Origin of the sequence: Actinoplanes sp. NPDC051851 (assembly GCF_040681165.1) — a bacterium.
Taxonomy (GTDB): domain Bacteria; phylum Actinomycetota; class Actinomycetes; order Mycobacteriales; family Micromonosporaceae; genus Actinoplanes.
Genome location: NZ_JBFAYF010000011.1, coordinates 109,479 through 136,037 on the forward strand (window position 1 = coordinate 109,479; position 26,559 = coordinate 136,037).

28 protein-coding genes are annotated in these 26,559 nt (G+C 69.7%); 21 read left to right on the plus strand and 7 right to left on the minus strand.

The window, feature by feature from the left end; genetic code table 11:
- The first annotated feature begins 5 nt into the window (after positions 1–5).
- The 21 genes from AB0M08_RS14070 to AB0M08_RS14170 all read left to right on the plus strand — a co-directional run bounded on the left by AB0M08_RS14070 (position 6) and on the right by AB0M08_RS14170 (position 17,661).
- Positions 6–1,169 carry a chemotaxis response regulator protein-glutamate methylesterase gene (locus AB0M08_RS14070; RefSeq protein ID WP_364492496.1) on the plus strand — a complete coding sequence of 388 codons (1,164 nt, stop codon included), beginning with the start codon at positions 6–8 and terminating at the stop codon, positions 1,167–1,169.
- Positions 1,166–2,011, plus strand: a complete 846-nt coding sequence (locus AB0M08_RS14075; protein ID WP_364492497.1) for a protein-glutamate O-methyltransferase CheR — start codon at positions 1,166–1,168, stop codon at positions 2,009–2,011. Before AB0M08_RS14070 ends, AB0M08_RS14075 begins: the two co-directional genes overlap by 4 nt.
- Complete coding sequence (locus AB0M08_RS14080; protein ID WP_364492498.1) at positions 2,008–2,403, plus strand: response regulator; 396 nt, start codon at positions 2,008–2,010, stop codon at positions 2,401–2,403. The genes AB0M08_RS14075 and AB0M08_RS14080 overlap by 4 nt, the downstream gene beginning before the upstream one ends.
- The gene (locus AB0M08_RS14085) at positions 2,400–2,885 is read left to right on the plus strand and encodes a chemotaxis protein CheX (protein WP_364492499.1); all 486 of its coding nucleotides are present in this window, start codon (positions 2,400–2,402) and stop codon (positions 2,883–2,885) included. The genes AB0M08_RS14080 and AB0M08_RS14085 overlap by 4 nt, the downstream gene beginning before the upstream one ends.
- On the plus strand, positions 2,882–3,244 hold the full coding sequence (locus AB0M08_RS14090) for a response regulator (protein WP_364492500.1): 363 nt from the start codon (positions 2,882–2,884) through the stop codon (positions 3,242–3,244). The genes AB0M08_RS14085 and AB0M08_RS14090 overlap by 4 nt, the downstream gene beginning before the upstream one ends.
- A 7-nt stretch (positions 3,245–3,251) precedes the next feature.
- Complete coding sequence (locus AB0M08_RS14095; protein WP_364492501.1) at positions 3,252–3,740, plus strand: hypothetical protein; 489 nt, start codon at positions 3,252–3,254, stop codon at positions 3,738–3,740.
- 158 nt (positions 3,741–3,898) lie between these two features.
- Positions 3,899–4,348, plus strand: coding sequence for a flagellar hook capping FlgD N-terminal domain-containing protein (locus AB0M08_RS14100; protein WP_364492502.1), 450 nt, complete (start codon positions 3,899–3,901; stop codon positions 4,346–4,348).
- A gap of 45 nt (positions 4,349–4,393) precedes the next feature.
- Entirely contained in the window at positions 4,394–5,677 is a 1,284-nt protein-coding gene (locus AB0M08_RS14105) for a flagellar hook protein FlgE (protein WP_364492503.1), read from the plus strand.
- Positions 5,678–5,784: 107 nt separating this feature from the next.
- Positions 5,785–6,171 carry a flagellar FlbD family protein gene (locus AB0M08_RS14110; protein WP_364492504.1) on the plus strand — a complete coding sequence of 129 codons (387 nt, stop codon included), beginning with the start codon at positions 5,785–5,787 and terminating at the stop codon, positions 6,169–6,171.
- Between the two features lie 2 nt (positions 6,172–6,173).
- Entirely contained in the window at positions 6,174–6,965 is a 792-nt protein-coding gene (locus tag AB0M08_RS14115; protein ID WP_364492505.1) for a motility protein A, read from the plus strand.
- 5 nt (positions 6,966–6,970) lie between these two features.
- Complete coding sequence (locus tag AB0M08_RS14120; protein WP_364492506.1) at positions 6,971–8,002, plus strand: flagellar motor protein MotB; 1,032 nt, start codon at positions 6,971–6,973, stop codon at positions 8,000–8,002.
- 16 nt (positions 8,003–8,018) lie between these two features.
- The gene (locus AB0M08_RS14125; RefSeq protein ID WP_364492507.1) at positions 8,019–8,474 is read left to right on the plus strand and encodes a flagellar basal body-associated FliL family protein; all 456 of its coding nucleotides are present in this window, start codon (positions 8,019–8,021) and stop codon (positions 8,472–8,474) included.
- Positions 8,475–8,598: 124 nt separating this feature from the next.
- Positions 8,599–9,549 (plus strand): flagellar motor switch protein FliM, encoded by a 951-nt coding sequence (locus AB0M08_RS14130; RefSeq protein WP_364492508.1) that lies wholly within the window; start codon positions 8,599–8,601, stop codon positions 9,547–9,549.
- Entirely contained in the window at positions 9,546–10,295 is a 750-nt protein-coding gene (gene fliN / locus AB0M08_RS14135) for a flagellar motor switch protein FliN (protein WP_364492509.1), read from the plus strand. The genes AB0M08_RS14130 and fliN overlap by 4 nt, the downstream gene beginning before the upstream one ends.
- Positions 10,296–10,300: 5 nt before the next feature.
- The gene (locus tag AB0M08_RS14140; protein ID WP_364492510.1) at positions 10,301–10,765 is read left to right on the plus strand and encodes a flagellar biosynthetic protein FliO; all 465 of its coding nucleotides are present in this window, start codon (positions 10,301–10,303) and stop codon (positions 10,763–10,765) included.
- Between the two features lie 113 nt (positions 10,766–10,878).
- The gene (gene fliP / locus AB0M08_RS14145; protein WP_364492511.1) at positions 10,879–11,703 is read left to right on the plus strand and encodes a flagellar type III secretion system pore protein FliP; all 825 of its coding nucleotides are present in this window, start codon (positions 10,879–10,881) and stop codon (positions 11,701–11,703) included.
- The gene (locus tag AB0M08_RS14150) at positions 11,700–12,464 is read left to right on the plus strand and encodes a flagellar biosynthetic protein FliR (protein WP_364492512.1); all 765 of its coding nucleotides are present in this window, start codon (positions 11,700–11,702) and stop codon (positions 12,462–12,464) included. The genes fliP and AB0M08_RS14150 overlap by 4 nt, the downstream gene beginning before the upstream one ends.
- Before the next feature lie 21 nt (positions 12,465–12,485).
- The gene (locus AB0M08_RS14155; protein ID WP_364492513.1) at positions 12,486–13,577 is read left to right on the plus strand and encodes an EscU/YscU/HrcU family type III secretion system export apparatus switch protein; all 1,092 of its coding nucleotides are present in this window, start codon (positions 12,486–12,488) and stop codon (positions 13,575–13,577) included.
- A 169-nt stretch (positions 13,578–13,746) separates the two neighbouring features.
- Positions 13,747–15,789 (plus strand): flagellar biosynthesis protein FlhA, encoded by a 2,043-nt coding sequence (locus AB0M08_RS14160; protein ID WP_364492514.1) that lies wholly within the window; start codon positions 13,747–13,749, stop codon positions 15,787–15,789.
- A complete protein-coding gene (locus AB0M08_RS14165) occupies positions 15,779–17,428 on the plus strand; it encodes a hypothetical protein (RefSeq protein ID WP_364492515.1) in 1,650 nt (549 codons plus the stop codon). The genes AB0M08_RS14160 and AB0M08_RS14165 overlap by 11 nt, the downstream gene beginning before the upstream one ends.
- Entirely contained in the window at positions 17,425–17,661 is a 237-nt protein-coding gene (locus AB0M08_RS14170; RefSeq protein ID WP_364492516.1) for a hypothetical protein, read from the plus strand. Before AB0M08_RS14165 ends, AB0M08_RS14170 begins: the two co-directional genes overlap by 4 nt.
- Positions 17,662–17,705: 44 nt before the next feature.
- Here the strand turns inward: AB0M08_RS14170 and AB0M08_RS14175 are convergent, their stop codons facing one another.
- The 7 genes from AB0M08_RS14175 to fliF all read right to left on the minus strand — a co-directional run bounded on the left by AB0M08_RS14175 (position 17,706) and on the right by fliF (position 26,558).
- A complete protein-coding gene (locus AB0M08_RS14175) occupies positions 17,706–19,622 on the minus strand; it encodes a flagellar hook-length control protein FliK (protein WP_364492517.1) in 1,917 nt (638 codons plus the stop codon).
- A gap of 43 nt (positions 19,623–19,665) precedes the next feature.
- Positions 19,666–20,649 carry a transglycosylase SLT domain-containing protein gene (locus tag AB0M08_RS14180; protein WP_364492518.1) on the minus strand — a complete coding sequence of 328 codons (984 nt, stop codon included), beginning with the start codon at positions 20,647–20,649 and terminating at the stop codon, positions 19,666–19,668.
- A gap of 5 nt (positions 20,650–20,654) precedes the next feature.
- Entirely contained in the window at positions 20,655–21,116 is a 462-nt protein-coding gene (locus AB0M08_RS14185; protein ID WP_364492519.1) for a cell envelope biogenesis protein TolA, read from the minus strand.
- Between the two features lie 779 nt (positions 21,117–21,895).
- On the minus strand, positions 21,896–23,203 hold the full coding sequence (locus tag AB0M08_RS14190; protein ID WP_364492520.1) for a FliI/YscN family ATPase: 1,308 nt from the start codon (positions 23,201–23,203) through the stop codon (positions 21,896–21,898).
- On the minus strand, positions 23,200–23,868 hold the full coding sequence (locus tag AB0M08_RS14195) for a FliH/SctL family protein (protein WP_364492521.1): 669 nt from the start codon (positions 23,866–23,868) through the stop codon (positions 23,200–23,202). Before AB0M08_RS14195 ends, AB0M08_RS14190 begins: the two co-directional genes overlap by 4 nt.
- Positions 23,852–24,877: a flagellar motor switch protein FliG gene (fliG, locus tag AB0M08_RS14200; RefSeq protein WP_364492522.1), complete on the minus strand. Its 1,026-nt coding sequence runs from the start codon at positions 24,875–24,877 to the stop codon at positions 23,852–23,854. The genes AB0M08_RS14195 and fliG overlap by 17 nt, the downstream gene beginning before the upstream one ends.
- 55 nt (positions 24,878–24,932) lie before the next feature.
- Complete coding sequence (gene fliF / locus AB0M08_RS14205) at positions 24,933–26,558, minus strand: flagellar basal-body MS-ring/collar protein FliF (protein WP_364492523.1); 1,626 nt, start codon at positions 26,556–26,558, stop codon at positions 24,933–24,935.
- Position 26,559 lies beyond the last annotated feature (1 nt).

Below are 26,559 nucleotides of genomic sequence, written 5' to 3' on the forward strand. Positions count from 1 at the left end.
GTCGAATGATCTCGGTTCTCGTCGTCGACGATTCCGTGGTGGTCCGTCGGCTGATCGTCGACGCTCTCGGAGAGGCACCCGGCATTCAGGTGGTCGGCACCGCGGCGAACGGCCTCCTGGCCCAGGCCAAGATCGACCAGCTGAAGCCCGACGTGGTCACCATGGACATCGAGATGCCGCAGATGGACGGCATCGAGGCGGTGCGCGAGCTGCGCAAGCGGCACGCGAGCCTTCCGGTGATCATGTTCAGCACGCTGTCGGCGGCGGGTGCCTCGGCGACCCTGGAGGCCCTCTCCGCGGGAGCCACGGACTACGTCACGAAGCCGAGCAACGTGGGCTCGGTGCAGCAGTCGATCGCGGCCGTACGGGAGCAGCTCGTACCCAAGATCCAGGCGCTCGGCGGGCGGCGCAGGCCGCCTCCCGCGGCGCCGCCCCGGGGCCCGGCCCCGACCGCCGGGCTGCGGCCCGGCGCCGTACCGACCCGGCCCGGCCTGCCACCGGCGGGGGCCGCCCGGCCCGCGCCGATGGGCGCGCCACCGGCCCGCCCGGCGGCCAAGCGCGCGCCCGGCGGCCGGATCGACATCCTCGCGATCGGCTCCTCGACCGGCGGACCGGACGCGCTCACCAAGGTGCTGCTCGGGCTGCCGACCGATCTGCCGGTGCCGGTCGTGATCACTCAGCACATGCCGCCGGTCTTCACCAAGATGTTCGCCGAACGGCTGGATCGGGCCACCCCGCTGAAGGTGGTCGAGGCGGGCGAGGGCATGGAGCTCACGCCCGGAACGGTCTACATCGCCCCGGGCGACCGGCACCTGATCTTCGTACGCAAGGGGACGGCGACGCTGACCCAGCTCAACAACGGACCACAAGAGAACTCCTGCCGGCCCGCCGTGGACGTGATGTTCCGGTCGGTGGCGGCGCTGTATGGCGCATCAGCCTTCGCGGCGGTGCTCACCGGAATGGGACAAGACGGACGGGGTGGTGCGAAAGTGCTACGAGACTCGGGCGCCGAGATACTGGCACAGGATGAGGCGAGCTCGGTGGTCTGGGGAATGCCCGGCGCCGTGGTCGGTGCGGGACTGGCGGACGAGATCCTGCCGTTGGACCGGATCGCGGGTGCCCTCGTGAACCGGGTGCGGGTGGGCCGGGCGGCGGCGGTGGCCCGATGACCCTGTCGCAAGGCGAGTTCACCTTCATCGCCAACATGGTGCGGCGCGAGGCGTCGATCGTGCTGGCCCCCGGCAAGGAGTACCTGGTCGAGGCGCGGCTGATCCCGGTCGCCCGCGCGGTCGGGTCACCCAACGTCAACGAGTTCATCGCGGAGCTGCAGAAGCGGCCCAACCCTCAGCACCAGCGAAAGATCATCGACGCGCTCACCACCAACGAGACGTCGTTCTTCCGGGACCGGGAGCCGTTCTCCGCGCTCACCGACGTGGTGCTGCCGGAGCTGATCAAGTCGCGGGCGTCCCAGCGCAAGCTCCGCTTCTGGTCGGCGGCGAGCTCCAGCGGGCAGGAGGCGTACAGCCTCGCCATCACGCTGCAGGAGGCCCTGCCGGCGGGCTGGACCTTCGAGATCAACGGCACCGACATCTCCACAGCGATGGTCGAGCGGGCGCAGAAGGCCGAGTACAGCCAGGTCGAGGTGAACCGCGGCCTGGCCGCCACCCAGCTGGTGCAGTACTTCGAGCGGGCCGGCGCGCACTGGCGGATCATCCCGACACTGCGCCGGAACGTCACGTTCAAGCACATGAGCCTGACCGCGCCCTTCCCTCCGATGCAGCCGTACGACGTGATCTTCCTGCGCAACGTGCTGATCTATTTCGACGTCGCCACCAAGCGTCAGGTGCTGCAGAACGCGGCCAAGATCCTCCGGCCGGACGGCTGGCTCTTCCTCGGGGCAGCCGAGACGACGATCGGGATCGACGACAACTACGAGCGGGTGGCCGCAGGCCGTACCTCCGCCTACCGAACCCGTAATGCGGTGCCCGCGGGCACCGGAAGGAGGGGATGACGCCGATGCGCGCCATGGTGATCGACGACTCGCGCGCGATGCGCATGATCCTCAAGCGCATCGTCACGAAGCTCAATTTCGAGGCGGTGGAGGCCGGCGACGGCAAGGAGGCGCTGGACCGGCTCGCCGAACTGACCGAGGTGCCGGAACTGGCCCTCATCGACTGGAACATGCCCAACATGAACGGGCTCGAGTTCGTCATGAAGGTCCGGGCCGACCCGCGGCTGCGCGAGATGACCCTGGTGATGGTCACCACCGAGAGCGAACAGAGCCAGATCGTCCGAGCGCTCGCCGCGGGCGCCCACGAGTACGTGATCAAGCCCTTCACCGAGGGCGCCATGATCGAAAAGCTGGCCCTGCTGGGCCTCGTCCCGACCGGAGCGAACTCATGAGTGTCGAAGTCGAGGTCAACGAGAGCGACCTCGCCGAGATGGTGGAACAGGTATGGGAGTCATATCTGGATCCCGAGGGCATCAGCCCTCTGATACCGACGTACGACGAGAATCAGCCCTCCGAGGTGCACTCGTCGGTCTCCATAACCGGATCCTGGAGTGGGCACATCGTGTACTCCTCCTCCCGCGCCGCGGCCCAGCGTGCCGCGGCCGCCTTCCTCGCCATGGAGATGGAGGAGGTGAGCGAGGAGGACATCTCGGACACGCTCGGTGAACTGGCGAACATCGTCGGCGGCAACGTCAAGGCGATGCTCCCCCCGGGCGCGCAGTTGTCGCTCCCACAGGTTGTGCTCGCGCCGGAGGCCTCGGCGCGCTATCCGAACACCGAACGCATCAGCGGCGTCTACGGCCTGTGGGAAGGCGAACCGGTGTCGATTTCGATGTGGCAGAGCAACACCGAGACGAAGGAGGAGGGTGCATGAAGATCCTCATCGCCGACGACAGCCGGGTGATGCGGCAGATCGTGGTCCGGACCCTGCGGCAGGCGGGCTTCGACGACCACACCCTGGTCGAGGCCGCGGACGGCCAACAGGCGTTCGACATGGTCAACGACGAGAAACCGGACCTGGTCATCTCGGACTGGAACATGCCCCACATGACGGGCATCGACGTGCTGCGTCAGCTGCGTGCGGCCGGCAATCAGGTCAAGTTCGGCTTCGTCACCTCCGAGTCGACCCCGGAGATGAAGACCGCCGCCGAAGCCGCGGGCGCCGCCTTCTTCATCGTCAAACCCTTCACCGCTGAGCGATTCGACGAAGTTTTCGCTCCTATTTTGGGATGATTACGACATGTCAGACGTCTCGGTTCTTCCCGGCTCACTAGCCGTACGCAATCTGTTCGAGGATCTTCTGGGCCGTGAGGTGACGGTCAGCCCCGGCGACCCCCTCAGCGCGGACGAGGTCAAGACCGCCACGGTCGCGATCTTCACGGACGCCGGCCAGAAGATCTACGCGGCGATGGGCATGCAGCTCAGTCTCGCCGCGAACGCCGGCGCCGCACTCGGTCTGCTCCCGCCCGGCGCGGCCGAGGACAGCATCGACGAGAAGCAGCTCTTCCCGAACCTGGCGGAGAACGTCTTCGAGCTGTTCAACGTCTTCACCAGCCTCCTCAACAAGGAGGGATCGCCGCACATCAAGCTCTATCAGGTGATCTACCCGGGCATGGAGTTGCCGAACGACGCCCGCGCCATCCTGCTGGCACTCGGCCGGCGACTCGACCTGATGTGTGAGGTCAGCCGGTACGGCAAGGGCAAGCTCAGCCTCTCGCTCGCGCCCTGAGCCCCGGCTTCTCCGCGCTGCGGAAAGCGCGGCACAACCGAAGAGTCCCCATTGCGGGCCCGCCGATAGTCGGCGGGCCCGCAGGCATTTTTGGCGCTAAGCAAATCCGCACCCGGGCCGAACCTTAGGTTGAGCTTTCTACGGGACAGGAGAAGTCCATGACCTCACCGATCTCCGGAATGAACAGTCCTGCGGGTGCCGAGGCGGCCGCCGCCGCGGCCGCCGCGAAGAGCAAAGCCGCGGACGACCTGAAAAAGGGTAAGGATCTCGGCGACAAGGACACGTTCATGAAGCTGCTGGTCGCTCAGCTCAAGTACCAGGACCCGTCGAATCCGGCGGACTCCACCCAGTTCCTGGCGCAGACCGCGCAGTTCACGCAGGTCGAGAAGCTCGAAGACATGATCAGCATGATGAAGGCGCAACGCATGATCGGCGCCAGCGACCTGGTCGGCAAGACGGTCACGTACATGGACCAGACCGGCGCGACGCAGACCGGAGTCGTCGGCTCCGCGAAGCTCAACGGAGACAGCGAACCGACGCTCAGGGTCGGGAACACGGATGTAGAGCTGTCCAAGGTCACGGAGATTAAGACCACGACTCAGCAGTAAACCTCGTGTGTTCCCCGTTTCCCTTACCGCGAAGGATCCTTTTCCATGCTGCGTTCTCTCTACTCCGGTATCAGTGGCCTGCACGCGCATCAGCAGATGATGGATGTCACCGGTAACAACATCGCGAACGTCAACACCGCCGGTTACAAGGCCTCGAGCGTGCAGTTCAACGACACGCTGAGCCAGATGATCGGCGCCGCGGGCTCGCCGCAGGACGGCCAGGCGGGCACCAACCCGGCGCAGGTCGGTCTCGGCGTCCGGGTCGCCGGCATCACCCAGAACTTCAGCCAGGGCTCGGCGCAGACCACCGGCAAGTCCGGCGACATGATGATCCAGGGCGACGGCTTCTTCATCACCCGCAGCGGCGGGGAGGACCTCTACACCCGGGCCGGCTCGTTCTTCTTCGACGCGAACGGCCTGCTCACCAACGCCACCGGCGAGCCGGTGCAGGGCTGGACCGCGGATACCGACGGCAACGTCAACTCGGCCGCCAAACCGGGCGACATCACCATGCCGCTGGGCAGCACCATCCCGCCGCAGGAGACGTCGACCATCACGCTGAAGGGGAACCTGACCAGCGACCCGATCGACATGACCGACGCCACGAAGGTCAACTACACGATTCCGGTCAAGGTCTACGACGAACTCGGGGCGCCGAGCACCCAGATCGTCAACTTCCAGCGCCAGTCCGGCGGCGGCTACAAGGTCTACATGCCGTGGGACTCGACCACCAACACCGGCACCGAGGTCACCGGCACCCCGGTGACGCTCGACGGCACCACGTACAACAACACCGACCCGTTCGACTTCACCAGCGGCAAGCCGAACGAGACCAAGATCGGTATTCCGGCGTACACCGACGCGGCCGGGGTGGAGCACCACGGCTTCGTCATCGACGCCACCGACATCACGCACTACTCCGGCAACAGCGACGGCCGGGTCTTCGACACCAACGGCTACTCGGCCGGCGCCCTGACCTCGCTCTCGTACACCGTCTCGGACACCGGCGAGATCATCGGCGTGTACAGCAACGGCTTGAAGAAAACGCTGGGCCAGGTCGCCATGGCGACCTTCAAGAACGTGAACGGCCTGGAGAAGGTCGGCAACTCGATGTACCGGTCCACCAACAACTCCGGGTACGCCCAGGTGGGCGAGCCCGGCAGCGCCGGCATGGGCCAGGTCATCAGCGGCGCGCTGGAGATGTCGAACGTCGACCTGGCACAGGAGTTCACCAACCTGGTGGTCGCCCAGCGCGGCTTCCAGGCGAACTCGCGGGTCATCACCACCTCCGACGAGCTACTCCAGGAGCTCGTCAGCATGAAGCGCTAGCAGTAGGCGCGGTCCCGGCCGGCGGCCGGGGCAGGCTCGGTGCCTGCCCCGGCCGCCGTCGCGTCGGTGGCGGGAAAACGGCCGGAAGAAAGAACGGTCGCACCCGTATGGCGACCGGTTCGATCTCATCGGCAACCGGGATCGCGCCGAAATACACGGTGAAGGGCCACGGAGGGCCCACCAGCCAAGAACCAACCAAGGACGGACATCAAGTGATCCTCGTAACCCGCATCAATGGTGCCGTGTTCGCCCTGAACCCCGATCTCGTCGAGCGCGTGGACTGCACGCCGGACACGGTCGTAACGCTGGTGGACGGCACCAAGTACGTCATTGCCGAGTCGGTACCGGAGTTCATCGACTCGGTGCGCCACTACCGCGCCTCGCTCATCGCCCAGGCGAGTCGTATTGAGCCCGAGCCCACCATGACCCCTGTCTCGTCCTCCCACGACGAGCTCGACGCCAAGGTGCTCCCGCTGCACCGGAAGGACCGCTGACCATGGATATCTCAAGCATTGTCGGAGTCGTCGCCGCCCTGGCGATCATCTTCACGGTTCAGATCCTGGACGGCGGTTCGCCCTCCCACATTCTGCTCTTCCCCTCGATGCTGCTGGTGTTCGGTGGAGCGTTCTGCGCCGCCATGGCCGGTGGTGTCCTGAAGGACGCCACGAGCATCGGCAAGGTGCTCGGCAAGGCCTTCACCGCGAAGGTCACCCCGCCCACCCAGCTGCTGGACAGCATCGTCAAGCTGGCCGAGCGGGCGCGCCGCGAGGGCCTGCTGGCCCTGGAGGACGCGGTCAAGACGGTCGAGCACCCCTTCCTCAAGCGGGGTCTGCAGCTGGCCATCGACGGCACCGACCCGGACGAGCTGCACGACGTGCTGCACGCCGAGGTGGCGGCGAAGAAGAAGGCCGACAAGGCCGGCTCCAAGTTCTTCGAGAACATGGGCGGTTACGCCCCGACGATCGGCATCATCGGCACGGTCATGGGTCTGGTGCACGTGCTCTCGAACCTGAGCGACGCCGAGTCGCTCGGTGAGCCGATCTCCGCGGCCTTCGTCGCGACCCTCTGGGGCGTGCTGAGCGCGAACGTCATCTTCCTGCCGATGGGTGCCCGGCTCACCCGCCTGAGCGCCATCGAGGCGGAGGAGATGGAGCTGGTCATCGACGGTGTCCTGGCCATCCAGGCCGGCTCGAACCCGCGTCTGGTCGCCCAGAAGCTCCGCAGCATGCTCCCCCCGGACGAGATGAAGAAGGCTGAGGCTTCGGCCTCCTCGAAGAAGGCGGCTTGATCTAAATGAGTGCAGCAGGGGGAGGCGGCCGCCGGAAGAAGGGCGGTCACGAGGAGCACGAAGAGCACGTCAATCACGAGCGCTGGCTGGTGTCGTACGCCGACATGCTGACCCTGCTGTTCGTACTGTTCGTGGTTCTCTTCTCGATGAGTGACGTCAACAAGAAGAAGTTCGCCGAGCTCGCCTCGGGCCTGTCCGCCGGCTTCGGCGCCGACAGCGCGGCCTTCTCGGGCCAGTCGGCGCCGCTCGACGGCTCGGCGAACACCGCTCAGATCGTGCAGATCGACGCCGGGTCCAACCCCGGCGACGGCAGCTCCGGCACGGTGGGGATGAAGTCCGAGGCGCAGGAGGCGGTCAAGCGGGCCGTCCTCGCCGAGTCCCGCAAGACCGCTTCGAAGAACGCCCAGGCGGCCACCGCCGAGGCGGAGAACCTCAAGGCGATCGAGAACAAGATCGCCGACGCGCTCGACAAGCAGGGCCTGCTCGACAGCGCGAAGTTCACCATCGACCAGCGCGGCCTGGTGGTCACCGTGGTGACCAACGAGGTGGTCTTCGCCGGCGACCGGGCGGACCTCCGCTCGGGCGGCCGGAAGATCCTCAACGCCATCGTGCCGACGATCGCCAAGCTGTCGAACAACATCGAGGTGGACGGCAACACCAACCAGCTCAAGTCCAAGACCAAGTACTACCCGAGCGGCTGGGAACTCTCCGCCGCGCGTGCCTCGACGGTGGTCCGGTACTTCACGGACCACGGCATCGTGAAGAAGCGTCTCAGCGCGGTGGGCTTCTCCGACACCAAGCCGCTGATCGACCCGTCCGACCCTCGCTCGATCACGATGAACCGCCGGGTGGACGTCGTCGTCCTGACCCAGCTCACGGCCGACCAGGCGGCTCTGCTGCCCGCGGCGGCCGGCTCCGACGCGAAGCTGCACACCGGTCAGACCTCGGCCGAGGCCACGGCCGAGAGCAGCACCAGCACGACGAGCTCGACCAGTACGACCACGACCGATTCCAGCACGTCGACGACGCACGAGTGAGCGGGGGAAAATAGAGATGGCTGACGAGAAGGACGCTGCCGCCGCCGAGGCGCCCAAGAAGTCCAAGAAGATGCTCTTCATCATCATCGGTGTCGCGCTGCTGGTGCTCGGTGGTGGTGGGGCCGGAGCCTTCTTCCTGCTCAAGGGGGACACCGCCGAGGCCGCGCCGAAGAAGGGCATCGTGACGGCGATCGACAACACCATCACGGTCAACCTGGCCGACAGCCACTACCTGAAGCTGGGCTTCGCCCTCCAGCAGACCGAGGACACCGGCAGCGAGGCGGTCGACGTCAACGAGGCGCTGAACCTCGCGATCGACCAGTACACCGGCATGACGGTCGAGGTGCTGGAGACCGAGAAGGGCCGGGACGCCGCCAAGGAGGCGCTCCTGGAGAAGATCAAGGAGGCCTACACGGTCGACGGCACCCTGGAGGTCATGGACATCTATTACACCTCCTTCGTGACCCAGTAAGACGACCCGGCAGGACTGATCGGCGGATGGGCGGGCTCCCTCGGGAGACCCGCCCATATCGCGTATGAGGAGCAAAAACGGCCCCGGGGCTCAGCGGTTCGCGAAGTCAGCCGATCAGGACGACGTGACCACCGCCGCACGTTCCCCGGGCAAGATGTCGCGCCGCGGCCAGGGCGGAGGGCCGGCGCCGTACGACTTCCGCCGCCCGATCAAGCTCTCCCGCGAGCACGTCCGCACGTTGCAGATCGCCTTCGAGACGTACGCCCGCAGCTGCGGAACCCTGCTGACCACCCGGCTGCGTGCGGTCAGCAACGTCTCGCTCATCTCGATCGAGCAGCTGAACTACGACGAGTACGTCGCCTCGCTCGCCAACCCCACGATCATCGGGGTGGTGACGCTGGACCCGCTGCCCGGCACGGTGCTCATCGAGATCGCCCAGTCCGCGGTGATGACCGCGATCGATCACATGCTCGGCGGGCCCGGCGGATCCCAGCCGGAGCGGCCGCTGACCGAGGTCGAGATGCCGCTGCTGCGCGGCCTGATCGAGCGGATGCTCGGCGAACTGCGCTACGGCTTCGAGAGCCTGGTCGACATCACCCCGCACCTCAAGGAGATCGAGTACAACGCGCAGTTCCTCCGCGCGCACGCTCCCGGTGACGCGGTGGTGGTGGCCTCGTTCGAGACCAAGATCGGCGCCGAGGAGTGCATCTCGACGATCTGCCTGCCCTTCAACACCATCCTCCCGGTGCTCTCCAAGACCGAGACGATCGTGCTCAGCGCGGCCGAACGGCAGGCCAAGGACCGGTCGCTGCGCAACCTCACCGCCGGACTTTCCGCGGCTCCGATCGACGTAGCAGTGCGATTCCAGCCCATTCGGATGCGTACCGATGACATCGTGGATCTACGTCCGGGTGACGTCGTGCCGCTGGGGCATCCGACCAGCCGGCCGTTGGAGGTGACCGTGAACGACATCGTTTTCGCGCATGCCGTTCCCGGTAATCAGGGCGCGCGGCTCGCCTGTCTGGTCGTGCCGTCGCCCAACGAGAACTCGCCCAAGGAGTCTGGCCGCTCATGACCGCCCCCACCATCACCGCGCCGCAGCTGGCCCTCGCCCGGAACGCCGCCGAGGCAGCACTGGCCGTCCTTCCCACCAGCCGGGCCCTGGCCGCCGCCGATCCGGTCTCTCCCGACGCGACGGTGATCGAGGGACAGGCGATCACCGCGAAGTTCAGCGGCGCGGCCGCCGGCGAGGTCGTCGTGGTGGTCGGCCAGGACCTGGCGGACGCGCTCAAGGAGAGCCCGCTCGGCGAGCTGGACCTGACCGCGGCGGTCCGCCCGGCGCTGGAGGCCGCCTCCCGGGTGTTCGGGCCGGTGGTGCTCGACCCCGGCGTGGTGATGGAACCGGGGGTCGCGCTCAGCGCGCTGGCCGCCAAGGAGGGCTCGGTTGCGATCCCGCTGCGGGACGACGAGGACGTCCGCGCGGTGATCGCCCTCGCCCTGAATCCGTGGCCCGGCGAGGAGAGCGGGACGGCCGAGGTGGCGCCGCGGGTGGCGCCGACGGTCTCGTTCCGCGGCGGGCTGGACATGCTGCACGACGTCGAGATGGAGGTCTCGGCCGAGCTGGGGCGTACCCGGATGAGCGTCCGGGAACTGCTCTCGCTCACCCCGGGCGCGATCGTCGAGCTGGACCGGGCGGCCGGAAGTCCGGCGGATCTGCTGGTCAACGGGCGGCTGATCGCCCGGGGTGAGGTGGTCGTGGTGGACGAGAACTTCGGTATCCGGATCACCGAGATCGTCTCGCCGGGCACCGAGCGGGAGTAGCCGAGGTGTTGCAGCTGGTCGTCAAGGTCGCCTTCTCGCTGCTGGTGGTCCTGTTCATGCTGTGGGGCCTGGCCCGGGCACTGCGGCGGCCGTTCGGCGGGCGGGGGAACGGGCCGGTGACGGTGCTGACCCGCCAGCCGCTCAGCCGGGGGTCGTCGGTGGCGGTGGTCCGGGTGGCCGACCGGGCGTTCGTGCTCGGCATCACCGACCAGCAGATCAACCTGATCGGCGAGACCGAGCTGGACGCCTTCGAGGTGGAGCCGCCGGAGCACCGGGACCACTTGGTGGTGGTCGAGCCGGACCAGCTGATCCCGGCCACCGACGAACTGCCCGGGCGGCATCCGGCCAGTGAGCCGCCCCTGGTGGAGGAGCCGACCTTCGCGGACCGGCTGCACGGCGAGTCACCGCTCTCCCCGAAGCACTGGGGGGACACCCTGGATTTCCTGCGCGATCGAACGACGAGGCGATAGGTGCCATGTCCGACTGCACCGAGCAGCACCCAGCCGTGGTAACCGACGGCATCGCACGCGAGGGCCAGAAGGAGATGGCCGGTCGAACAGTGCGGCGCGCGATCCTGTTACTGATGGCGGTTGCCGGACTGGGACTGTCGCTGCCGGCTCCGGCCACGGCGGGCCCGCCGGCGGACACGGCCGTCGTTCAGGAGCGCGGGGCTCCGGTCGTACGGGAGAAGCTCGAAAAGCCTGTGGCACTGCCGCAGGCACCGAAGCCGACGCCGCCGAGCATCAACCTCAACGTCAACGGGACGAATCCGGACGGGAGCAAACCGGCCTCGTCGCTGGTGATCGTTCTCGGTCTGACGGCGCTCTCGGTGGCGCCGGCCGTGCTGCTGCTCTGCACGTGTTTCACCAAGGTCTTCATGGTCCTCGGGATCACCCGCAACGCGCTCGGCCTGACCAGCATGCCGCCGAACCAGGTGATCGCCGGGCTGGCGCTCTTCCTGAGCCTTTTCATCATGGGACCGACGGTCTCGAAGATGAACGACGTGGGCGTGCAGCCCTACCTGCGCGGCGACAAGACCCAGTCGCAGGCCTACAGGGACGGCGTGAAGCCGCTGCGCGAGTTCATGTACACCACCACCCGGCCGGACGAGCTGGCCCTGCTGATCAAGGTCTCCGGCGAGAAGCAGCCGGCGAACAAGGACGCGGTACCGCTGACCACACTGGTACCGGCCTTCGTCCTCTCCGAGCTGCGCGCCGCGTTCATCATCGGGTTCGTCATCTTCATCCCGTTCCTGATCATCGACCTGGTGATCTCCGCGTCGCTGATGTCGCTGGGCATGATGATGCTGCCCCCGGTGACGGTGGCGCTCCCGTTCAAACTGCTGCTCTTCGTGCTGGTCAACGGCTGGGGGCTGATCATCACGGCGCTGGTCGGCTCGTACCGATGAGGTTCGAGGTCCCGATCGCCGAGCTGATGGCGATCATGATGGGGGCGGTCCGGGCCGGCGCGTGGATGGCGCTCTGCCCGCCGTTCAACTCCCGGCTGATCCCGGCCCAGGTCAAGGCGCTGCTCTCGGTCGGGCTGGCGCTGCCGATGGCGCCGTACCTGCGCGGCTCGATGCCCTCGCTGCAGACCGCGGACATCATCTTCTGCGTGGCGATGCAGGTCTTCGTCGGCGCCGGGCTGGGCTTCCTGACCGCCCTGCTCTTCGCCGCGCTGCAGGCCGCCGGCGACCTGCTCGACCTCTTCGGCGGCTTCACGCTGGCGATGGCGTACGACCCGCTGGGCATGAGCCAGAGCTCGATCTTCGGCCGGTTCTACAACCTGGTCGCCACCACGATCCTCTTCGCCAGCGACGCGCACCAGCTGATCCTGCGGGGGTTCCTGCAGAGCTACAAGACGCTGCCGCTGAACGCGACCTTCACGCTGGAGACGTTCAGCCGGCTGCTGCTGCGTGGACTGGGCGAGATGTTCCTGGCCGCGCTGCAGATCGCCGGCCCGCTGATCTGCGTGCTCTTCCTGGCCGACGTGTCGCTCGGCCTGCTGAACCGGGTGGCGCCCGCGCTCAACGCGTTCCAGCTCGGCTTCCCCGTCAAGATCCTTCTGGTGGTGACGCTCTCCGGGCTCGCCATCGCGGCGCTACCCGCCGTACTGCACACCCTGGTGGAGAAGTCGGTCAACCTGGTGGTCCAGCTCAGCGGCGGCTGAGCTCTCGGGGAGGGGGTGGGCATGTCCGGCGAGAAGACCGAACAACCGACTCAACAGCGGCTCAAGAAGGCGAAGAAGGAGGGTCAGTTCGCCAAGACCCCGGACCTCGGCGCCTGGTTCGGGATGCTCGCCGCCAGCCTCCTGCTGCCCCGCGTCCTCACCGAGACCATGGACCACTCCCGGGAGCTGATGGCCAAGATCCCGGAGACCATCGCGGACCCGGATCCGGCCAAGGGCCTGGCGGTGATGAAGGAGGCGCTGTTCAGCGCGTTCTGGGTGGTGCTCCCGCTCTCGGTCACCATGATGGCGGTCGGCGTCGCGGCGGCCGGTGCGCAGGGCGGCATCCGGGTCGCCACCAAGCTCTTCATTCCCAAGTTCAGCCGTCTCAACCCGCTGCCGGGCATCAAGCGGATGGTCGGCCCGCAGGCGATGTGGGAGCTGGTCAAGGCGGTCGTCAAGACCACGGTGCTGGCCCTGGTGCTGTACTCCACGATGAAGGACATCGTCCCGAAGCTGATGGGTGCCGGGCGGCTGCCGCTCGCCTCGCTGCTCGGGATCGTCGAGGGCGCGGTGATCTCGCTGATCCGGGCGGCCGCGGCGGTCGGCATCGTGATGGCCGGCGCGGACTACCTGGTGGTGCGGCGGCGTACCCAGAAGCAGCTCCGGATGACCAAGGAGGAGGTCAAGCAGGAGAACAAGAACGCCGAGGGTGACCCGATGGTCAAGGCGCAGATCCGGGCCCGGCAGATGGCCATGGCGCGCAACCGCCAGATGGCCGATGTGCCGACCGCGGACGTCGTGGTGGTCAACCCGGTGCACGTCGCGGTCGCGCTCAAGTACGAGCCGGCGAAGGGCGCCCCGCAGGTGGTCGCGAAGGGCAAGGGCCCGATCGCTGACAAGATCCGCGAGCTGGCCAACGAGAACCGGATCCCGATGGTCCAGGACGTCCCGCTGGCCCGGGCGCTGAACGAGAGCTGCGAGGTCGGCCAGGAGATCCCGGCGGAGTTCTTCGCCGCGGTGGCGAAGGTGCTGGCGTTCGTGATGAGCCTGAAGGCACGCGGTGCGGCAGCTGGTATGCACCGCAATCCGAACCCCACCCCAGTCATGACATAACCGGAATTCAGGAGTTTTCCTCACATCGGGGTGCCTTACCGGGGAAGATCGGGACGTGGCGGTGCCACAAGGGTCTCAGTGACGGCGAGAGATCGCCGAACAGAACGACGCCAGGAAGGCGACGGCTGGGCCCGGATGGCCATCGGACCGCTCCTGCCTGGAAGGTGCCGTGAAGAACCTGAGCATCAGCAAGTTCGCCGTACCCATCGGGGTCATCGGCATCATCATCATGATGGTCGTCCCTCTGCCGACCTTCCTGCTTGATCTGCTGATCGCGCTCAACATCACGGTCGCCCTGCTGGTGCTGCTGACCAGCATGTTCGTCGAGAAGCCGCTGGACTTCGCGGTCTTCCCCGCGCTGCTGCTGGTGATGACGCTCTTCCGGCTCGCCCTCAACATCAGCGCGACCCGCCTGGTCCTGCGGGACGGCGACGCCGGCAAGGTGATCCACGCGTTCGGCAGTTTCGTCGTCGGCGGCAACCTGGTCATCGGCCTGGTGATCTTCTCGATCCTGGTGATCGTCCAGATGATCGTGGTGACCAAGGGTGCCGAGCGGGTCGCCGAGGTCGGCGCCCGGTTCACCCTCGACGCGATGCCCGGTAAGCAGATGGCGATCGACGCCGACCTGAACGCCGGCCTGATCGACGAGCCGGTGGCGAAGAAGCGCCGGGCCGAGGTCGCCGCCGAGGCTGAGTTCTACGGCGCGATGGACGGCGGCTCCAAGTTCGTCAAGGGCGACGCGGTCGCCGCCATCATCATCACCCTGATCAACCTGATCGGCGGGTTCGCGGTCGGCGTCGTCCAGCACGGCCTGGCGCCGGTCGACGCGATGAACCAGTTCAGCATGCTGAGCATCGGCGACGGCCTGGTCTCCCAGGTGCCCGCGCTGCTGCTCTCGGTCGCCACCGGTCTGATCGTGACCCGCTCGGCCACCTCCGGCGACATGGGCCAGAGCGTCACCGCCCAGCTCGGCCAGAACAAGCTCGCGCTGCGCATCGGCGGCGGCGCGGCACTCGCCCTCTGCGTCATCCCGGGCCTGCCCAAGATTCCGTTCCTACTGGTCGGGGTGGCCGTACTGGCGATCGCCCAGAAGATCAAGGAGCCGGTCATCGAGGAGGCCGTCACGGTCCCCGAGGCGGTCGAGATGCCCGCCGCGGACTCGCCCGAGCAGCTGCTCGGCGAGATGCGGATCGACCCGCTGGAGCTGGCCCTCGCCCCGGACCTGGTCGACCTGGTCGACAAGGCCAGCGGGGACCTGCTCGACCGGGTACGCGCCCTGCGCCGCAAGATGGCCATGGAGCTCGGCGTGATCATGCCGCCGGTGCGTACCCGGGACGACCTGGACCTGCCGCTCTCCTCGTACGCGATCCGGATCTCCGGCGTCGACGCGGGCTCCGGACAGGCGCCGCCCGGCACGGTGCTCGCGATCGGCGACGGCCTGCAGGCGCTGCCCGGCCGGGCCGGGGTCGAGCCGGTCTTCGGGCTGGCCGGCAAGTGGGTCCCGGCCGAGCTGCACTACCAGGCCGAACTCTCCGGCGCGACGGTGGTCGACCGGGCCTCCGTGATCATCACGCACCTGGCCGAGGTGGTCCGGAACAACGCCAGCCGGCTGCTGGGCCGCGAGGACGTACGGGCCCTCACCGAGATGGTCAAGCGCACCCACCCGGTCGTGGTCGAGGAGCTGACCCCGGGCCAGCTCAGCCTCGGCCAGATCCAGAAGGTGCTGCAGGCGATGCTCGACGAGGGCGTGCCGATCCGCGACCTGGTCCGGATCTTCGAGGCGCTGTCGTTGCGCGCCAAGGTCTCTGTCGACCACGACGGTCTCGTCGAGGCCGCGCGCGGCGCTCTGGGCCCGGCCATCGCCGCCCAGTACGCGACCGCCGGCCGGCTGACCGTCATCACCCTCGACCCGATGCTCGAGCAGGGTCTGCTCGAGTCACTCCGGCCCAGTGAGACCGGCACCTTCATGGCGATCGACGGCATGCGTGCCGAGGCGATCGTCAGCGAGGCGAGCCGTCTCTCCGAGACCGCCGAGCAGCAGGGCCTCAACCCGGTCCTGGCCTGCTCCCCACAGCTGCGGCTGCCACTGATGCGACTGTTGCGGGCCGGTTCCCGCCGGGTGCAGGTGCTGTCGTACAGCGAGATCTCTGGTTCCACCGCACAGATCGAGACGATAGGGGTGGTGAACGGTGCCTACGCGGGTGCTGCTTGAGGGACCGGCCATCGAGCCGCTTCTGGCTCAGGTACGTGACGAGTACGGCTCGCGCGTCCGGATCATCTCCGCCGACAAGGTACGAAGCGGTGGCATCGGAGGCTTCTTCGCGAAGCAGCACTACGAGCTCTCCGTCGAGGTACCGGATCCCAGCGAGGACAGTGAGGACATGGCGCAACAGACCGTCGCTCCGAGCACAACGAACACTCTGGAACGCCTGCTCGAACAGGCCGAGTCGCAGGACCGGTTCACCGGTGAGCCACCGGGCCCGGACCCGAGGGCCCGGGCGCACAGCCGGGAGGCCGGGGCCGGGGACACCGGTGCGGCGTTCGCCGAGCTGATGGCCGGGCTGGACGTGGCCGGGCACCTCGGCGAGACGACCGGGCGCCCCCACCGGCCGGCCGCCCGTCCCGCCGAGTTCCGCCGGGTCGAGCCGACCTCGCCACCGCCGACCGGGCGGCCGACGTCGCCCGCACCGACCGGACGGCCCACCTCGCCCGCGCCGACCGGGCGGCTCACGCCGCCGGCGCCGGCCGGGCGGATAGCCGAGCCGATCCGTGGCGACGACGCGCAGTCGGTACGCCCGTTCCACCCGGCCTCGGCGAGTGAGGCGCCGGTCAACCGGGGTCTGCCGGCCGCACCCGGACGGCCGAAGCCACCGCCCGCCGCGCCGGTCTCGCCCGCCGCGGCCCGCCCGGCGCCGGGCGCTCCGCTGCGGCCCGCCGAGCCCGCCCCGGCACCGTCCCGGGCGGCCGCCCGGCCGACGGTCGCGCCGATCCGCTCGGCAGCCGAGGCGTACGGGCTGGACGAACAGTCCGCCCCGGTCTCCCCGGCGCCGGTCTCGCCCGCCGCCGCGGCCCCACCCGCTCCGGCTCCCGCCCCGCCCGCTCCCGCGCCGAAGCCGGCACCGCCGCGTGTCGCCGTGGTCAAGGCCGGCGACCTCGACCCGGTGCAGCGGAACCTGATCACGGTCGGCATGCCGGAGGAGATGGCCCGCCAGATCACCGGCGGGGACACGTACGCCGGGGTGCTCAGCGTGCTCGCCGCCCGGCCCGCCGCACCGGGTATCCCGGACGGACCGGGGGAGATCCTGGTGATCGCCGGTGAGGTGCACACGGCGGTGCCGATCGCCAAGTCGCTGCTCGAGCAGATCCGCGTGGACCAGACCCACCTGCTGCTGGCCGGACCGTCCACGGCCGGCACCGGTCTGCACTCGTCGCGGCTGATCTCCAGCCGGAGCGCGGCCGAGTCGCGCGCCGACAAGCTGCAGAGCGCGGACCAGCCGACCATCGTGGTGATCGACGCGCCGGTCGGGGGGACCGACCCGTTCTGGGTGAACGACATGTGCGACGCACTCGGCGCCACCGCGCTCTGGGCCGTCGTCGACGCCACCCGCAAGACCGCGGACTCCACCCGGCACCTGCGCAACCTCGGCGACGTCGAGGCGCTCGTGGTGCACAGCGTGGAGCTCACCTCGGATCCGGCGTCGGTGCTCGGCCTGGACGTGCCGATCTTCTCGCTGGACGGCAAGCCGGCCACCCCGCATGCCTGGGCCGCGATGCTCTGCGCGCGGATCGCCGCCGAGGTGATGCCGGCGGCCTCCTCGCCACGCCGGGCCGGTCGTAGCAGCCGGCGATGATCCGCCCGTCCGTCCTGCTCTTCGCGCTGCTGATCAGTCTGCCGGCGTGGTACCGCCTGGTCGTCGACGAGCTCGACCTGACCCAGGTGCTACTCCGGTTCCTGATCGCGGTGCCGATCGCGGCGCTCCTGATGGCCGGCTTCCGTTTCCTGACCGCCGGGTACGGGACCACCACCGAGGAGCACGGCACACCGGTCACGCCCGAGCCGATGGACGGACCGGACAAGAAATGAGCTCTGGTCCTGTGCGAACAGGACCAGAGCTCATTCGTCCACGCCTAGGCGTGGGTGTCGAAGCGCCCGGCCGGGTTGATCCGGCGGGTGGTCACCGGGGCGGGCTCCGGGGTGTTCCGCTCGTTCTCGCCGCCGGGTGCGCCCGGCCGCCGGCCCGGCCCGCCCGGCGCACCGAACTGCTGCCGTGCCTGCTCCTGAGCGGTCCCCTGGCGCAGGTCCAGCGTGCAGCTGCCGAAACCGGAGTCCTCCAGCTCGCGCCGCAGGTCGTCGAGACCGGCCTGGAGCGCCTCGGTGCCCGCGTCGGTGGTGCCGGTGATCTGCAGGTTGATGTCGCCGTTGCGGATCTCCGCCACCACCTGCACCGGGCCCAGGTCGACAGGGTGCAGCTGGACGGTGAGCCGGTGGATGCCGTCCGGGTCCAGGCGCAGCGGCGTGATCCGCATCGCGAGCTGCTCGGCCGGGGGCGTGGGCAGAGCGGGTGCGGGCGGCGGGGCGGCCGCGGTGGGTGCGACCGGAGCGGCGGGCGCGGTCGCCTGCGGCCCGCTCACCCCGGCCAGGCCCGCGACGGCGGTGGGCATCTCGGTGGGTGCGTTCTCCGGCGTACGCGTGACGGCGGGCGTACCGGGTGTCCCGGGCGTACCGGACCCGCTCCCGGAGCCCTGACCGGCGCCGGAGCTTCCGGCGTCGGCGCCCTGCGGGGTGACCGCCGGTGGCGGCGCGTCGGACGGCGGCGCCTCCCGCCCGGCCGTGGCCGGCTTCGCCTCGGTGGCCGGTGCGGTGGCTGTCGCGGTCGCGGCGGCGTTCTCGCCGGTGACCGCCTTCGTCGCCTCCGCGGTGGGTTCGGCGGTGGGGTTCGCGGCGCCGGTCAGCCAGGCGGGCCGGGGCTGGGCGGCACCGACCGCGGCCCCGGGAGCCTGGGCCAACGGAGCGCCCGGTGTCTCGGCGGGCTTCAGTGATCTCGGTGCCTGGTCGCCGGCTTTCGGGCCCGGGACGGCCTGCTCGGTGGTGGCCGCCTCGGCCTCCGGCGCCGCCGTGGTCGCCGTGGTCGTCGTTGCCGCCGTGGCCGTGGCCGTGGCGGCGTCCTGCGCCGGGGCCGCCTCCTGCTTCCCGGCGGCCGGTGACACGCCGTCGACGGTCGGCACCGCCGCCTTCTTCGCCGCCTTCGCGGTGTCCGGGGTCGGTTCCCGCCCCGTCGTCTCGGCCTTGACCAGCGGCTGAGTGGTCGCCGCGGTGGCCATCGCCGCGGTCGCCGGGTCCGCGGGCGTGGCCTTCTCGTCGGTGGCCGTCACCTCGTCGGTGCTCGTCGTGTCGCCGCCGTCGGTGCCGGTCGCGTCGGTGGCCTCGGCCGGCTTGGTCTCGGCCTGCTGCTGCGTGTCGTGTGCCTGGGCCTTGACCGGCTTCTTCCGGTCGCCGACCCGGTCGGTCCGGTCGTCCCGGCCGGTCGGGCCACGGTCGTCCTCCCGGTCAGCGGCTCGATCGGCTGCGGCCCGGTCCGCCGCCGCCCGGTCCGCCGTGAGCCGGTCGGTGGCGGCCTTCGCCGACGCCCGGCCGGTCGCCGCGGCCCGGTCGGCTGCCGCGCGGTCGGCTGCCGCGCGGTCCAGGCTCTTGCGCATGCCGGCGGCCTGCTGCCGGTCCGCCGCGGCCCGGTTGCGCGAGTCCGCAGCCTGCTGCCGGGCCTCCGCCACGTGCTCGCGGATCTCGGAGGCGGCCTGGTTCCGGGGCTCCGCCGGATGCTGTCGCGTCTGCGCCGAGCGGCGCTGCGTCTCCGCCGCCTTCGGCTGGAGATCCGGCGTATGCTGCCGTTTCTGCCGAGTCTCCTCGGCCTCCCCGGGGTCGGGCCGGTCCAGCTCGGCGGAGAGGGCCGACCCGAAGTCCGTCGTGCCCTCGTCGCGGCGCCCGCCGGGACGGCGGGTGATCTCGGTGGTGGGCCGGTGCTCCGGTCCCGTGACGGAACGCGGCATGATGCGCGGCTCCTCCCTGCTCCGGTGGGGTGGTACTGCGGGTTCAGCCGCCGAGCGCGGCGAGCGCCTTCTGGACCTTCGGCACGTAGGCCTGGGTCTCCTCGAACGGCGGGATGCCGCCGTACTTGTGCACCGCACCGCCGCCCGCGTTGTACGCGGCCAGCGCCAGCGGCACCGTCTTGAACTCCTTCAGCAGGCCGTGCAGCATCTTCGCGGCGCCGTCCACGGCCTGCGCCGGGTCGAACGCGTCGTCCACGCCCAGCCCGCGCGCGGTGCTCGGCATCAGCTGCATCAGGCCCTGGGCGCCGACCTTGCTGACGGCCTTGGGGTCGTACCCGGACTCCACCTTCGCGACCGCGGCCAGCAGCTTCGGCGACACGTTGTGCTTCGCGCCGGCCTGCATGAACAGGTCCGCGTACGGCACACCGGCGAGCCCGCCCGCCGCCGCGCCACGCAGTCCGGCGGGACGCAACGACGACATGTCCTGCACGGCGGCGGTGGGCACGTCGTCGAGGATCCGGCGGATGTGGGTCGGTTTCTCGTACACCGACTGGATCTTGACGTGGTCGCCCGGCTTCGGCGCCGCGATCATCTTGTCGTCGCCGATGTAGATCGCCACATGGTCGACCGGGGCGTCGAACGCGAGCACGTCACCCGGCTTCGCGTCGGCCAGGCTCGCCACCGGGCGCCCGGCGGTCGCCTGCTGCCACGAGTTGCGCGGGAGCTTCACCCCGAGGTCCTCGTAGACCTGCTGCACCAGGCCGGAGCAGTCCAGGCCCTTGTCCGGGTCGGTGCCACCGAAGACGTACGGCGTACCCAGATATTTCTTCGCGGCCTCGACCACCTCCGAACCGCTCCTGGCGCTCCCGGTGGCCGAGCCGGTCCGGCCCGCCCCGCCGGTGGCGTCGGCGAGGGCCGAGGCGAACGTCGACCCGCCGGCCGGATCGGTGGCCGGTGGCTGCGGGTTGAGTCCGAGCTGCTCCTTCAGCTCCGAGATGCGGGCGATCACCCCGCTGACTCCCATCATGCTCATCATTGACCCCGCTTCGCGTCGTCGGCCTCACCGCTCCGGGCCGCGTTGCGTGCCTTGGACGTGACCGCGAGCTCGTCGAGGTTCGCCTGATCGATGCGGAGCTCGTGGGCCTTCACCAGCGCGGCGTGCCGGTCCGCGAGCATCTCCACCGCCCGGCGGCGCTTCGCGGCGTCGTTCAGCGCGGCGACCTTCTCCTGCTCCCGGTCCTCGGCGTCGGCGGCCATCCGCTCCGCGCCGAACACACTGGCCGCCAGCGACTGCCGGGCGACCAGCGCCGCCACCATCGCCCGCGCCGACCCCTCGGAGGGCGCGTCCGCACCGACCAGGTCGAGCCTGCGCCGTTTCACCAGCGCCTGCGCCTCACGGATCTCCGCGCGCGACTGGATGACCTCACCCTTTGCCGCATCCTCCTGCGCCTTCCGTGCACGCAGTACCGGAGCGAGTCGGAACAGTCGGTTCAACGGGGGCCTCCTAGCGGGGCTGTCTCATCTCCGGCCACTTCCCAGCCGTCCATGGCGGGCCCAGCTCTGCCGTCCTGGCAGCGGGGGTCCGCGACGCCTGAGGCGCTGCGGGTCCCTCATCTATGGGCTTCGGCCCGCCCGCCATTCCCCTGAGCCCCTGCACCCTGCTTGCACCCGGCCCATTTCCCAACCCCTTTCTCCGGTACGCCACCACGCGCTCCCGGCAGGCTCTCCCACCCCCGTCCCGGCACCGAACGCATCAATCGTGATGCATCAATCGTGATGCATCAATCGTGATGCATCGCAACAGATGCATCACAACGGATGCATCGCGGTGGGGGTGCGTTTCTTCTTGAGTGACCTGCGAGCCGGACTCCGGGTGGATCAGGCGCGGGCCGTCCACGTCGCCGGCCGAGCGTCGCGGACGGTCCGTGCTCACGATCATGGCCAGCCGGGGCGGAAGGAGTCCCCGACCGCCGATCGAGTCGTTCCGGCGCCCCTATGACGGCTGCGCAAGCACACACTCGCGGATCGTGTACGCCCACCGGCCCACTCCACGCTTGATCGTGCGCACCCGGCACCCCTCCCGTGCCGTTCGGGTGCGTGTGTCGCCCCTTCCGTGCCGTTCGGGTGCGCATGCCGCCCCGAGCCTCGCAGGGTATGTGCCCGGAGCGGGGCGATACCGGACAGCGGCCGACGCCCCGGCGACCCGGGCGGGCGAGCGCCGGGTGTGGGGATTGAGGGTTCGCTGCGGCGCGGGAATCCCCACGCGGGCAGTGTTATGTGGCGGCGACGAGAGCGCGGAGGGCGGCCCACGCCTGATCCGCGTCCAGCCGCTCGTCGAGATCCTGTCGGAGGAACGCGGAGATCTGCGGCCACGCCGCATTGGCCCGGTCGGCCTCGGGATTGGTCCCCGGCACATAGGCGCCGATCTCCACGAGTTCCCGAACCTCCCGATGGGCAGCCATCAGGCGGCGGAGCTCGGTGGCGTCCGAGCGCCGCTCCTTCGAGACGATCTTGTTGGCTACCCGGGAGATCGAGTCGAGGGCCTGGATGCTGGGGAAGTGCCCGGCGGTGGCGAGCTTGCGGTCCAGGACGATGTGCCCGTCCAGGATCGAGCGGGCCGCGTCGGCGATCGGCTCGTTGTGGTCGTCGCCCTCGACCAGCACGGTGTAGAGGCCGGTGATGCTGCCCCGGGCGCCCGGCCCGGCGCGTTCCAGCAGCGAGGCGAGCATGGCGAAGACCGACGGGGGATAGCCGCGGGTGGCGGGCGGCTCGCCGACCGAGAGGCCGACCTCGCGCTGGGCCATCGCGGCGCGGGTGACGCTGTCCATCATCAGCAGGACGTCGGCGCCCTCGTCGCGGTAGTACTCGGCGATCCGGGTGGCCACCGAACCGGCCCGGAGGCGGACCAGCGGCGGGGCGTCCGAGGTGGCGATCACCACCACCGAGCGGGCCAGCCCTTCCGGGCCCAGGTCGTGCTCGATGAACTCGCGGACCTCGCGGCCGCGCTCGCCGACCAGGGCGACCACGTTGATCTCGGCCGAGGTGCCGCGAGTGATCATGCTCATCAGGGTGGACTTGCCGACGCCGGAGCCGGCGAAGATGCCGATGCGCTGACCACGGCCGCACGGGACCAGCGTGTCGAGGACCCGTACGCCCAAGCTCATCTGCCGGTCGATCAGCTGGCGCTCCATCGCCGACGGGGGCGCCGCCTCGATGCCGACGTACTCGCCGCGCAGGGACGGCCCGTCGTCCATCGGGCGGCCCAGCCCGTCCAGGATGCGGCCGCGCAGGTCCGGGCCGACCGCGATGCGCAGCGGGCCGCCGGTGCTGACCGCCGGGTCGCCGGCGCCGATACCGGCGAGCGGGCCGAGCGGCAGGCAGGAGAGTTTCTCGCCGTCCAGCGCGGCTACTTCGGCGAGCATCTCGCCGGCGCCGTGACCGATTTTGAGCAGGTCGCCGACCTTGGCCTCCAGACCGCTGACGGTGAGCCGGAGCCCGACCGCGCCGGTCACCCGGCCGCTGACCACCGGGCGGGCGGCGAGGAGTGCGGACTGCATGCGGCGCTGGTAGACGTCGGTCATATCCGCAGGGCTTCCCGGGCCCGGGCGATCGCCGCGGCGATGGTCGCGTCCACGGTCGCGGTGCCGGTCCGGGCGATCGCGTCACCGGGGTTCAGGGCGGGGTCGGAGTGCAGGGTGATCCGCCGGCCCTGGTAGTCGAAGGTGTTCTCGTTCTCGCCGACCAGGATCTGGAAGTCCGCCGGGTGCAGGCTCACCGCGACGTCGCCGTTCTCCGGTGCGGCGCTCATCGCCCGGCGCAGCGCGTCGCGGCCGCGGTCCGGGTCGTCCGCCAGGTTTCGCCCGACGATCGCCTCGGCCAGCTCGAACGCGCCGGCGAGCACGACCTCCTGGAGCTCGGTGAAGGTCGGCGTGAGCTGGGTCTCCAGTTCGGTGACGGCTCGGCCGAGCGCGTTCACCGCCTGGGCGAGAGCGGCCGAGCGGCGTTGCTCGTGTGCCTCCTCGGCGGCGTGCGCGCGGTCCGCGGCGTTCTCGGCGGCCTCGGTGGCCTCCCGTTTGCCCTGGGCCCAGCCCTCGGCGTACCCGGTGGTCCGGGCCGCGAGGCGGGCCTGTTCCAGCAGTTCGGGGTCGTTCGGGTCGGGCTGGCGCAGGTCGACGCTGAACCGGGCGGCGGTGGCGCTGTCGGCCACCGCCCCGCGGATCACCGGCCGCTCAGGCGATGAGCTCATCGGCTTCGCCACCACGCTGGATCTCGATCTGGCCGGAGTCCTCCAGGCTGCGGATGACGCTGACGATCTTGGCCTGCGACTCCTCGACCATCTTGACCTTGACCGGGCCGAGCAGGTCGATCTCCTCGAGCAGGTTCTCCCGGCCGCGCTCGGAGAGGTTCTTGGTGACCTTGTCGCGCACCGTGTCGGGCACGCCCTTGAGCGCGGTCGCCAGGTCGGCCGGCTCCACCTGGCGCAGGACCAGCTGAACCGCCCGGTCCTCCAGGTTGATGATGTCCTCGAACATGAACATCCGCCGCCGGATCTCCTCGGCCAGCTCGGGGCTGCGCGCCTCCAGGGCCTCCAGGATGAGCCGCTCGGTGGTCCGGTCCGCCCGGTTGATGATCTCGACCAGCGGCGTGAGTCCGCCGACCGTGGAGAGCTCGTCCGGCTGGAGCACGCTGGAGAGCTTGCGCTGCAGGGCGCTCTCCACCTGCCGGATGATGTCCGGCGAGGTGCGGTCCATGATCGCGATCCGGTGCGCGACCTCGGTCTGCACCTCCAACGGCAGACCGGCCAGGATCGACGATGCGAGCCCGGCCGGGATGTGGGCCAGCACGAGCGCGATGGTCTGCGGATGCTCGTACTGGACGTAGGAGAGGAGCTGCCGCGGATCGGCGTGGCTGAGGAAGTTGAACGGGATGTCGTTCATCGATGCCTCGAGCCGGTCCAGGATCAGCGCCGCCCGCTCCTTGCCGAGCGACGCCTCCAGCAACTCGCGGGCGTAGTCCATGCCGCCGGATCCGGCGTACCGGGTGGTCGCCATGGCGTAGAACTCGTCCATCACGTCGCCGACCTGGACGGGGTCCAGCTTGCCCAGCCGTGCCACCTCGGCGGAGAGGGCCTCGACCTCCTTCTCGGTCATGCTGGCCAGCACCTGCGCGGATTGTTCCTTGCCGAACTGGACCAGCATGATCGCGGCCTTGCGTACGCCCGTCATCGAGAGCGTGGTGAGCGCGGGTGTGGTCAACGCGGACTCCTCGGACCGTCTTTGCTGCTGTGGGGGCGCCCTCTGTCTATGGCCGTCAGCGGGTGGAGTCCGCGGACATCCAGCTCCGCAGGAGGGTGGCCATCTCCTCCGGCTTCTCCTTGACCATCGTCTCGATCTCCCGGTGCCGTTCCTCGCGTGCCTCGTCGGTCGGGTCCGGCACCATGCCGGGCATCCCCGCTTCGAGCATGCCCATGGCGCCCATCGCCTGGGTGGCCTCGATCTCGGCCTGCCGCTGCGCTTCCAGGGCGGCCTGCATCTCCTCGAGGTGCCTACGCTCCTCTTCGGTGAGCTGCTGCCGCTTCTTAGCCCTCCGGCTCGCCCGCCACGCCAGGAAGATCAGTACCAGGACCACGAACGCCAGCGCGCCCGTCTTGATCAGCGTGAGCTGCTTGGCCTGCGTCTCGTCCGCGGCGGCCTGGGTGAGCTCGGCCTGCGCGGCCTGCGCGGCGGTGTTGTCGAACGGCATGGCGCTGACCGCGATGGTGTCGCCGCGGGTGGCGTCGATGCCGGCCGCCGAGCTGATCAGTTGCTGGACCTGGGTGGCGTCGACCGCGCCGGCGGTGGTGCTGTCCAGCAGGACCGCCACGTTGAGCCGGCGGATGCTGCCGGGTGCCTTGCGCCGCACCTCGTGTACCTCGTTGAGCGCGTTCTGCCGGGCGTCGTTCTTGTTGGCGTACTGGCCGTTGGATCCGGAGCCGTTCGGGACCTGGATGTTGTCCGGGCCGAGGACGCCGCCGGAGCCGGTGCCGCTACCGCTGTACGTCTCCGAGCTGGACGTCTCCGAGAGCGACGGCAGCGACGGGTCGGAGCTGTACTGCTTGCTGTCCGTCTCGGTCTGGTCGAAGTCCAGGTCGGCCGTGGTGGTGACCACCGCGTGCCCGGGACCGACCAGCCGGTCCAGCATCTGCTGGAGCGCGCTGTTCATCCGGTTCTGGAAGGCCACGGTCTGCGAGTCGGCGCCGCCGTCCCCGCCGGTCGCCACGGCCGCGCCGCCGCCGGTGGAGAGGATCTTGCCGTCCGCGCCGGCCACGGTGACCTCGGTCGGGTCCAGGCCCTCGACGCTGGAGGCGACCAGGTGCACGATCGACTGCACCTGGTCGGGGGAGAGCGGGGTGGTGGACTTGGACGCGACGAGCACCGACGCGGTGGGCTTGGCGTCGGTGTCGGCGAAGACGTCCTTCTGCGGCAGGACGAGGTGCACGGTGGCCGCCTCGACGCCGTCGATGGACTTGATGGTCTTGGCGAGCTCACCCTCCAGCGCGCGCTGGTAGTTCGCGTGCTGCATGAAGTCGCTGGTGGTGATGCCCTGCTGGTCGAGGAGCGAGTAGCCGGTGCCCTCGTCATTGGGCAGGCCCTCGCCGGAGAGCTGGAGCCGCAGGTCGTTCACCTTGTCCTGCGGCACCAGGATGGTCTGACCGTCGTTGGCCAGCTCGTACGGCGTCCCGGTCTTCTGCAGGGACTCGACGATCGCACTGGCGTCCTTGGTCGACAGGTTGTTGAAGAGCGTCGCATACGACGGCTTCGAGGCCCACGTGGCGAAGAAGTAGCCGCCGACGATGATGGCGATGACCGCGAAGAGGGTGACAGCCTTCTGTCCCGGCGTGAAGGACTTGAAGGTGTCCGTGATGCGGCGTACCGGTGCGGGAAGGCGGTCAGTCATG

Excerpts from the sequence above, each read along its gene's own strand:
- AB0M08_RS14150 (WP_364492512.1), top strand. The coding sequence starts at position 11,700 with ATGAGGTTCGAGGTCCCGATCGCCGAGCTGATGGCGATCATGATGGGG.
- AB0M08_RS14075 (WP_364492497.1), top strand. The coding sequence starts at position 1,166 with ATGACCCTGTCGCAAGGCGAGTTCACCTTCATCGCCAACATGGTGCGG.
- AB0M08_RS14120 (WP_364492506.1), top strand. The coding sequence starts at position 6,971 with ATGAGTGCAGCAGGGGGAGGCGGCCGCCGGAAGAAGGGCGGTCACGAG.
- fliP (WP_364492511.1), top strand. The coding sequence starts at position 10,879 with ATGGCGGTTGCCGGACTGGGACTGTCGCTGCCGGCTCCGGCCACGGCG.
- AB0M08_RS14110 (WP_364492504.1), top strand. The coding sequence starts at position 5,785 with ATGGCGACCGGTTCGATCTCATCGGCAACCGGGATCGCGCCGAAATAC.
- AB0M08_RS14090 (WP_364492500.1), top strand. The coding sequence starts at position 2,882 with ATGAAGATCCTCATCGCCGACGACAGCCGGGTGATGCGGCAGATCGTG.
- AB0M08_RS14155 (WP_364492513.1), top strand. The coding sequence starts at position 12,486 with ATGTCCGGCGAGAAGACCGAACAACCGACTCAACAGCGGCTCAAGAAG.
- AB0M08_RS14070 (WP_364492496.1), top strand. The coding sequence starts at position 6 with ATGATCTCGGTTCTCGTCGTCGACGATTCCGTGGTGGTCCGTCGGCTG.
- AB0M08_RS14115 (WP_364492505.1), top strand. The coding sequence starts at position 6,174 with ATGGATATCTCAAGCATTGTCGGAGTCGTCGCCGCCCTGGCGATCATC.
- AB0M08_RS14190 (WP_364492520.1), bottom strand. The coding sequence starts at position 23,203 with ATGACCGACGTCTACCAGCGCCGCATGCAGTCCGCACTCCTCGCCGCC.
- AB0M08_RS14125 (WP_364492507.1), top strand. The coding sequence starts at position 8,019 with ATGGCTGACGAGAAGGACGCTGCCGCCGCCGAGGCGCCCAAGAAGTCC.
- AB0M08_RS14180 (WP_364492518.1), bottom strand. The coding sequence starts at position 20,649 with ATGATGGGAGTCAGCGGGGTGATCGCCCGCATCTCGGAGCTGAAGGAG.
- AB0M08_RS14085 (WP_364492499.1), top strand. The coding sequence starts at position 2,400 with ATGAGTGTCGAAGTCGAGGTCAACGAGAGCGACCTCGCCGAGATGGTG.
- fliF (WP_364492523.1), bottom strand. The coding sequence starts at position 26,558 with ATGACTGACCGCCTTCCCGCACCGGTACGCCGCATCACGGACACCTTC.
- fliN (WP_364492509.1), top strand. The coding sequence starts at position 9,546 with ATGACCGCCCCCACCATCACCGCGCCGCAGCTGGCCCTCGCCCGGAAC.
- AB0M08_RS14170 (WP_364492516.1), top strand. The coding sequence starts at position 17,425 with ATGATCCGCCCGTCCGTCCTGCTCTTCGCGCTGCTGATCAGTCTGCCG.
- AB0M08_RS14195 (WP_364492521.1), bottom strand. The coding sequence starts at position 23,868 with ATGAGCTCATCGCCTGAGCGGCCGGTGATCCGCGGGGCGGTGGCCGAC.
- AB0M08_RS14175 (WP_364492517.1), bottom strand. The coding sequence starts at position 19,622 with ATGCCGCGTTCCGTCACGGGACCGGAGCACCGGCCCACCACCGAGATC.
- AB0M08_RS14105 (WP_364492503.1), top strand. The coding sequence starts at position 4,394 with ATGCTGCGTTCTCTCTACTCCGGTATCAGTGGCCTGCACGCGCATCAG.
- AB0M08_RS14080 (WP_364492498.1), top strand. The coding sequence starts at position 2,008 with ATGACGCCGATGCGCGCCATGGTGATCGACGACTCGCGCGCGATGCGC.
- AB0M08_RS14095 (WP_364492501.1), top strand. The coding sequence starts at position 3,252 with ATGTCAGACGTCTCGGTTCTTCCCGGCTCACTAGCCGTACGCAATCTG.
- AB0M08_RS14100 (WP_364492502.1), top strand. The coding sequence starts at position 3,899 with ATGACCTCACCGATCTCCGGAATGAACAGTCCTGCGGGTGCCGAGGCG.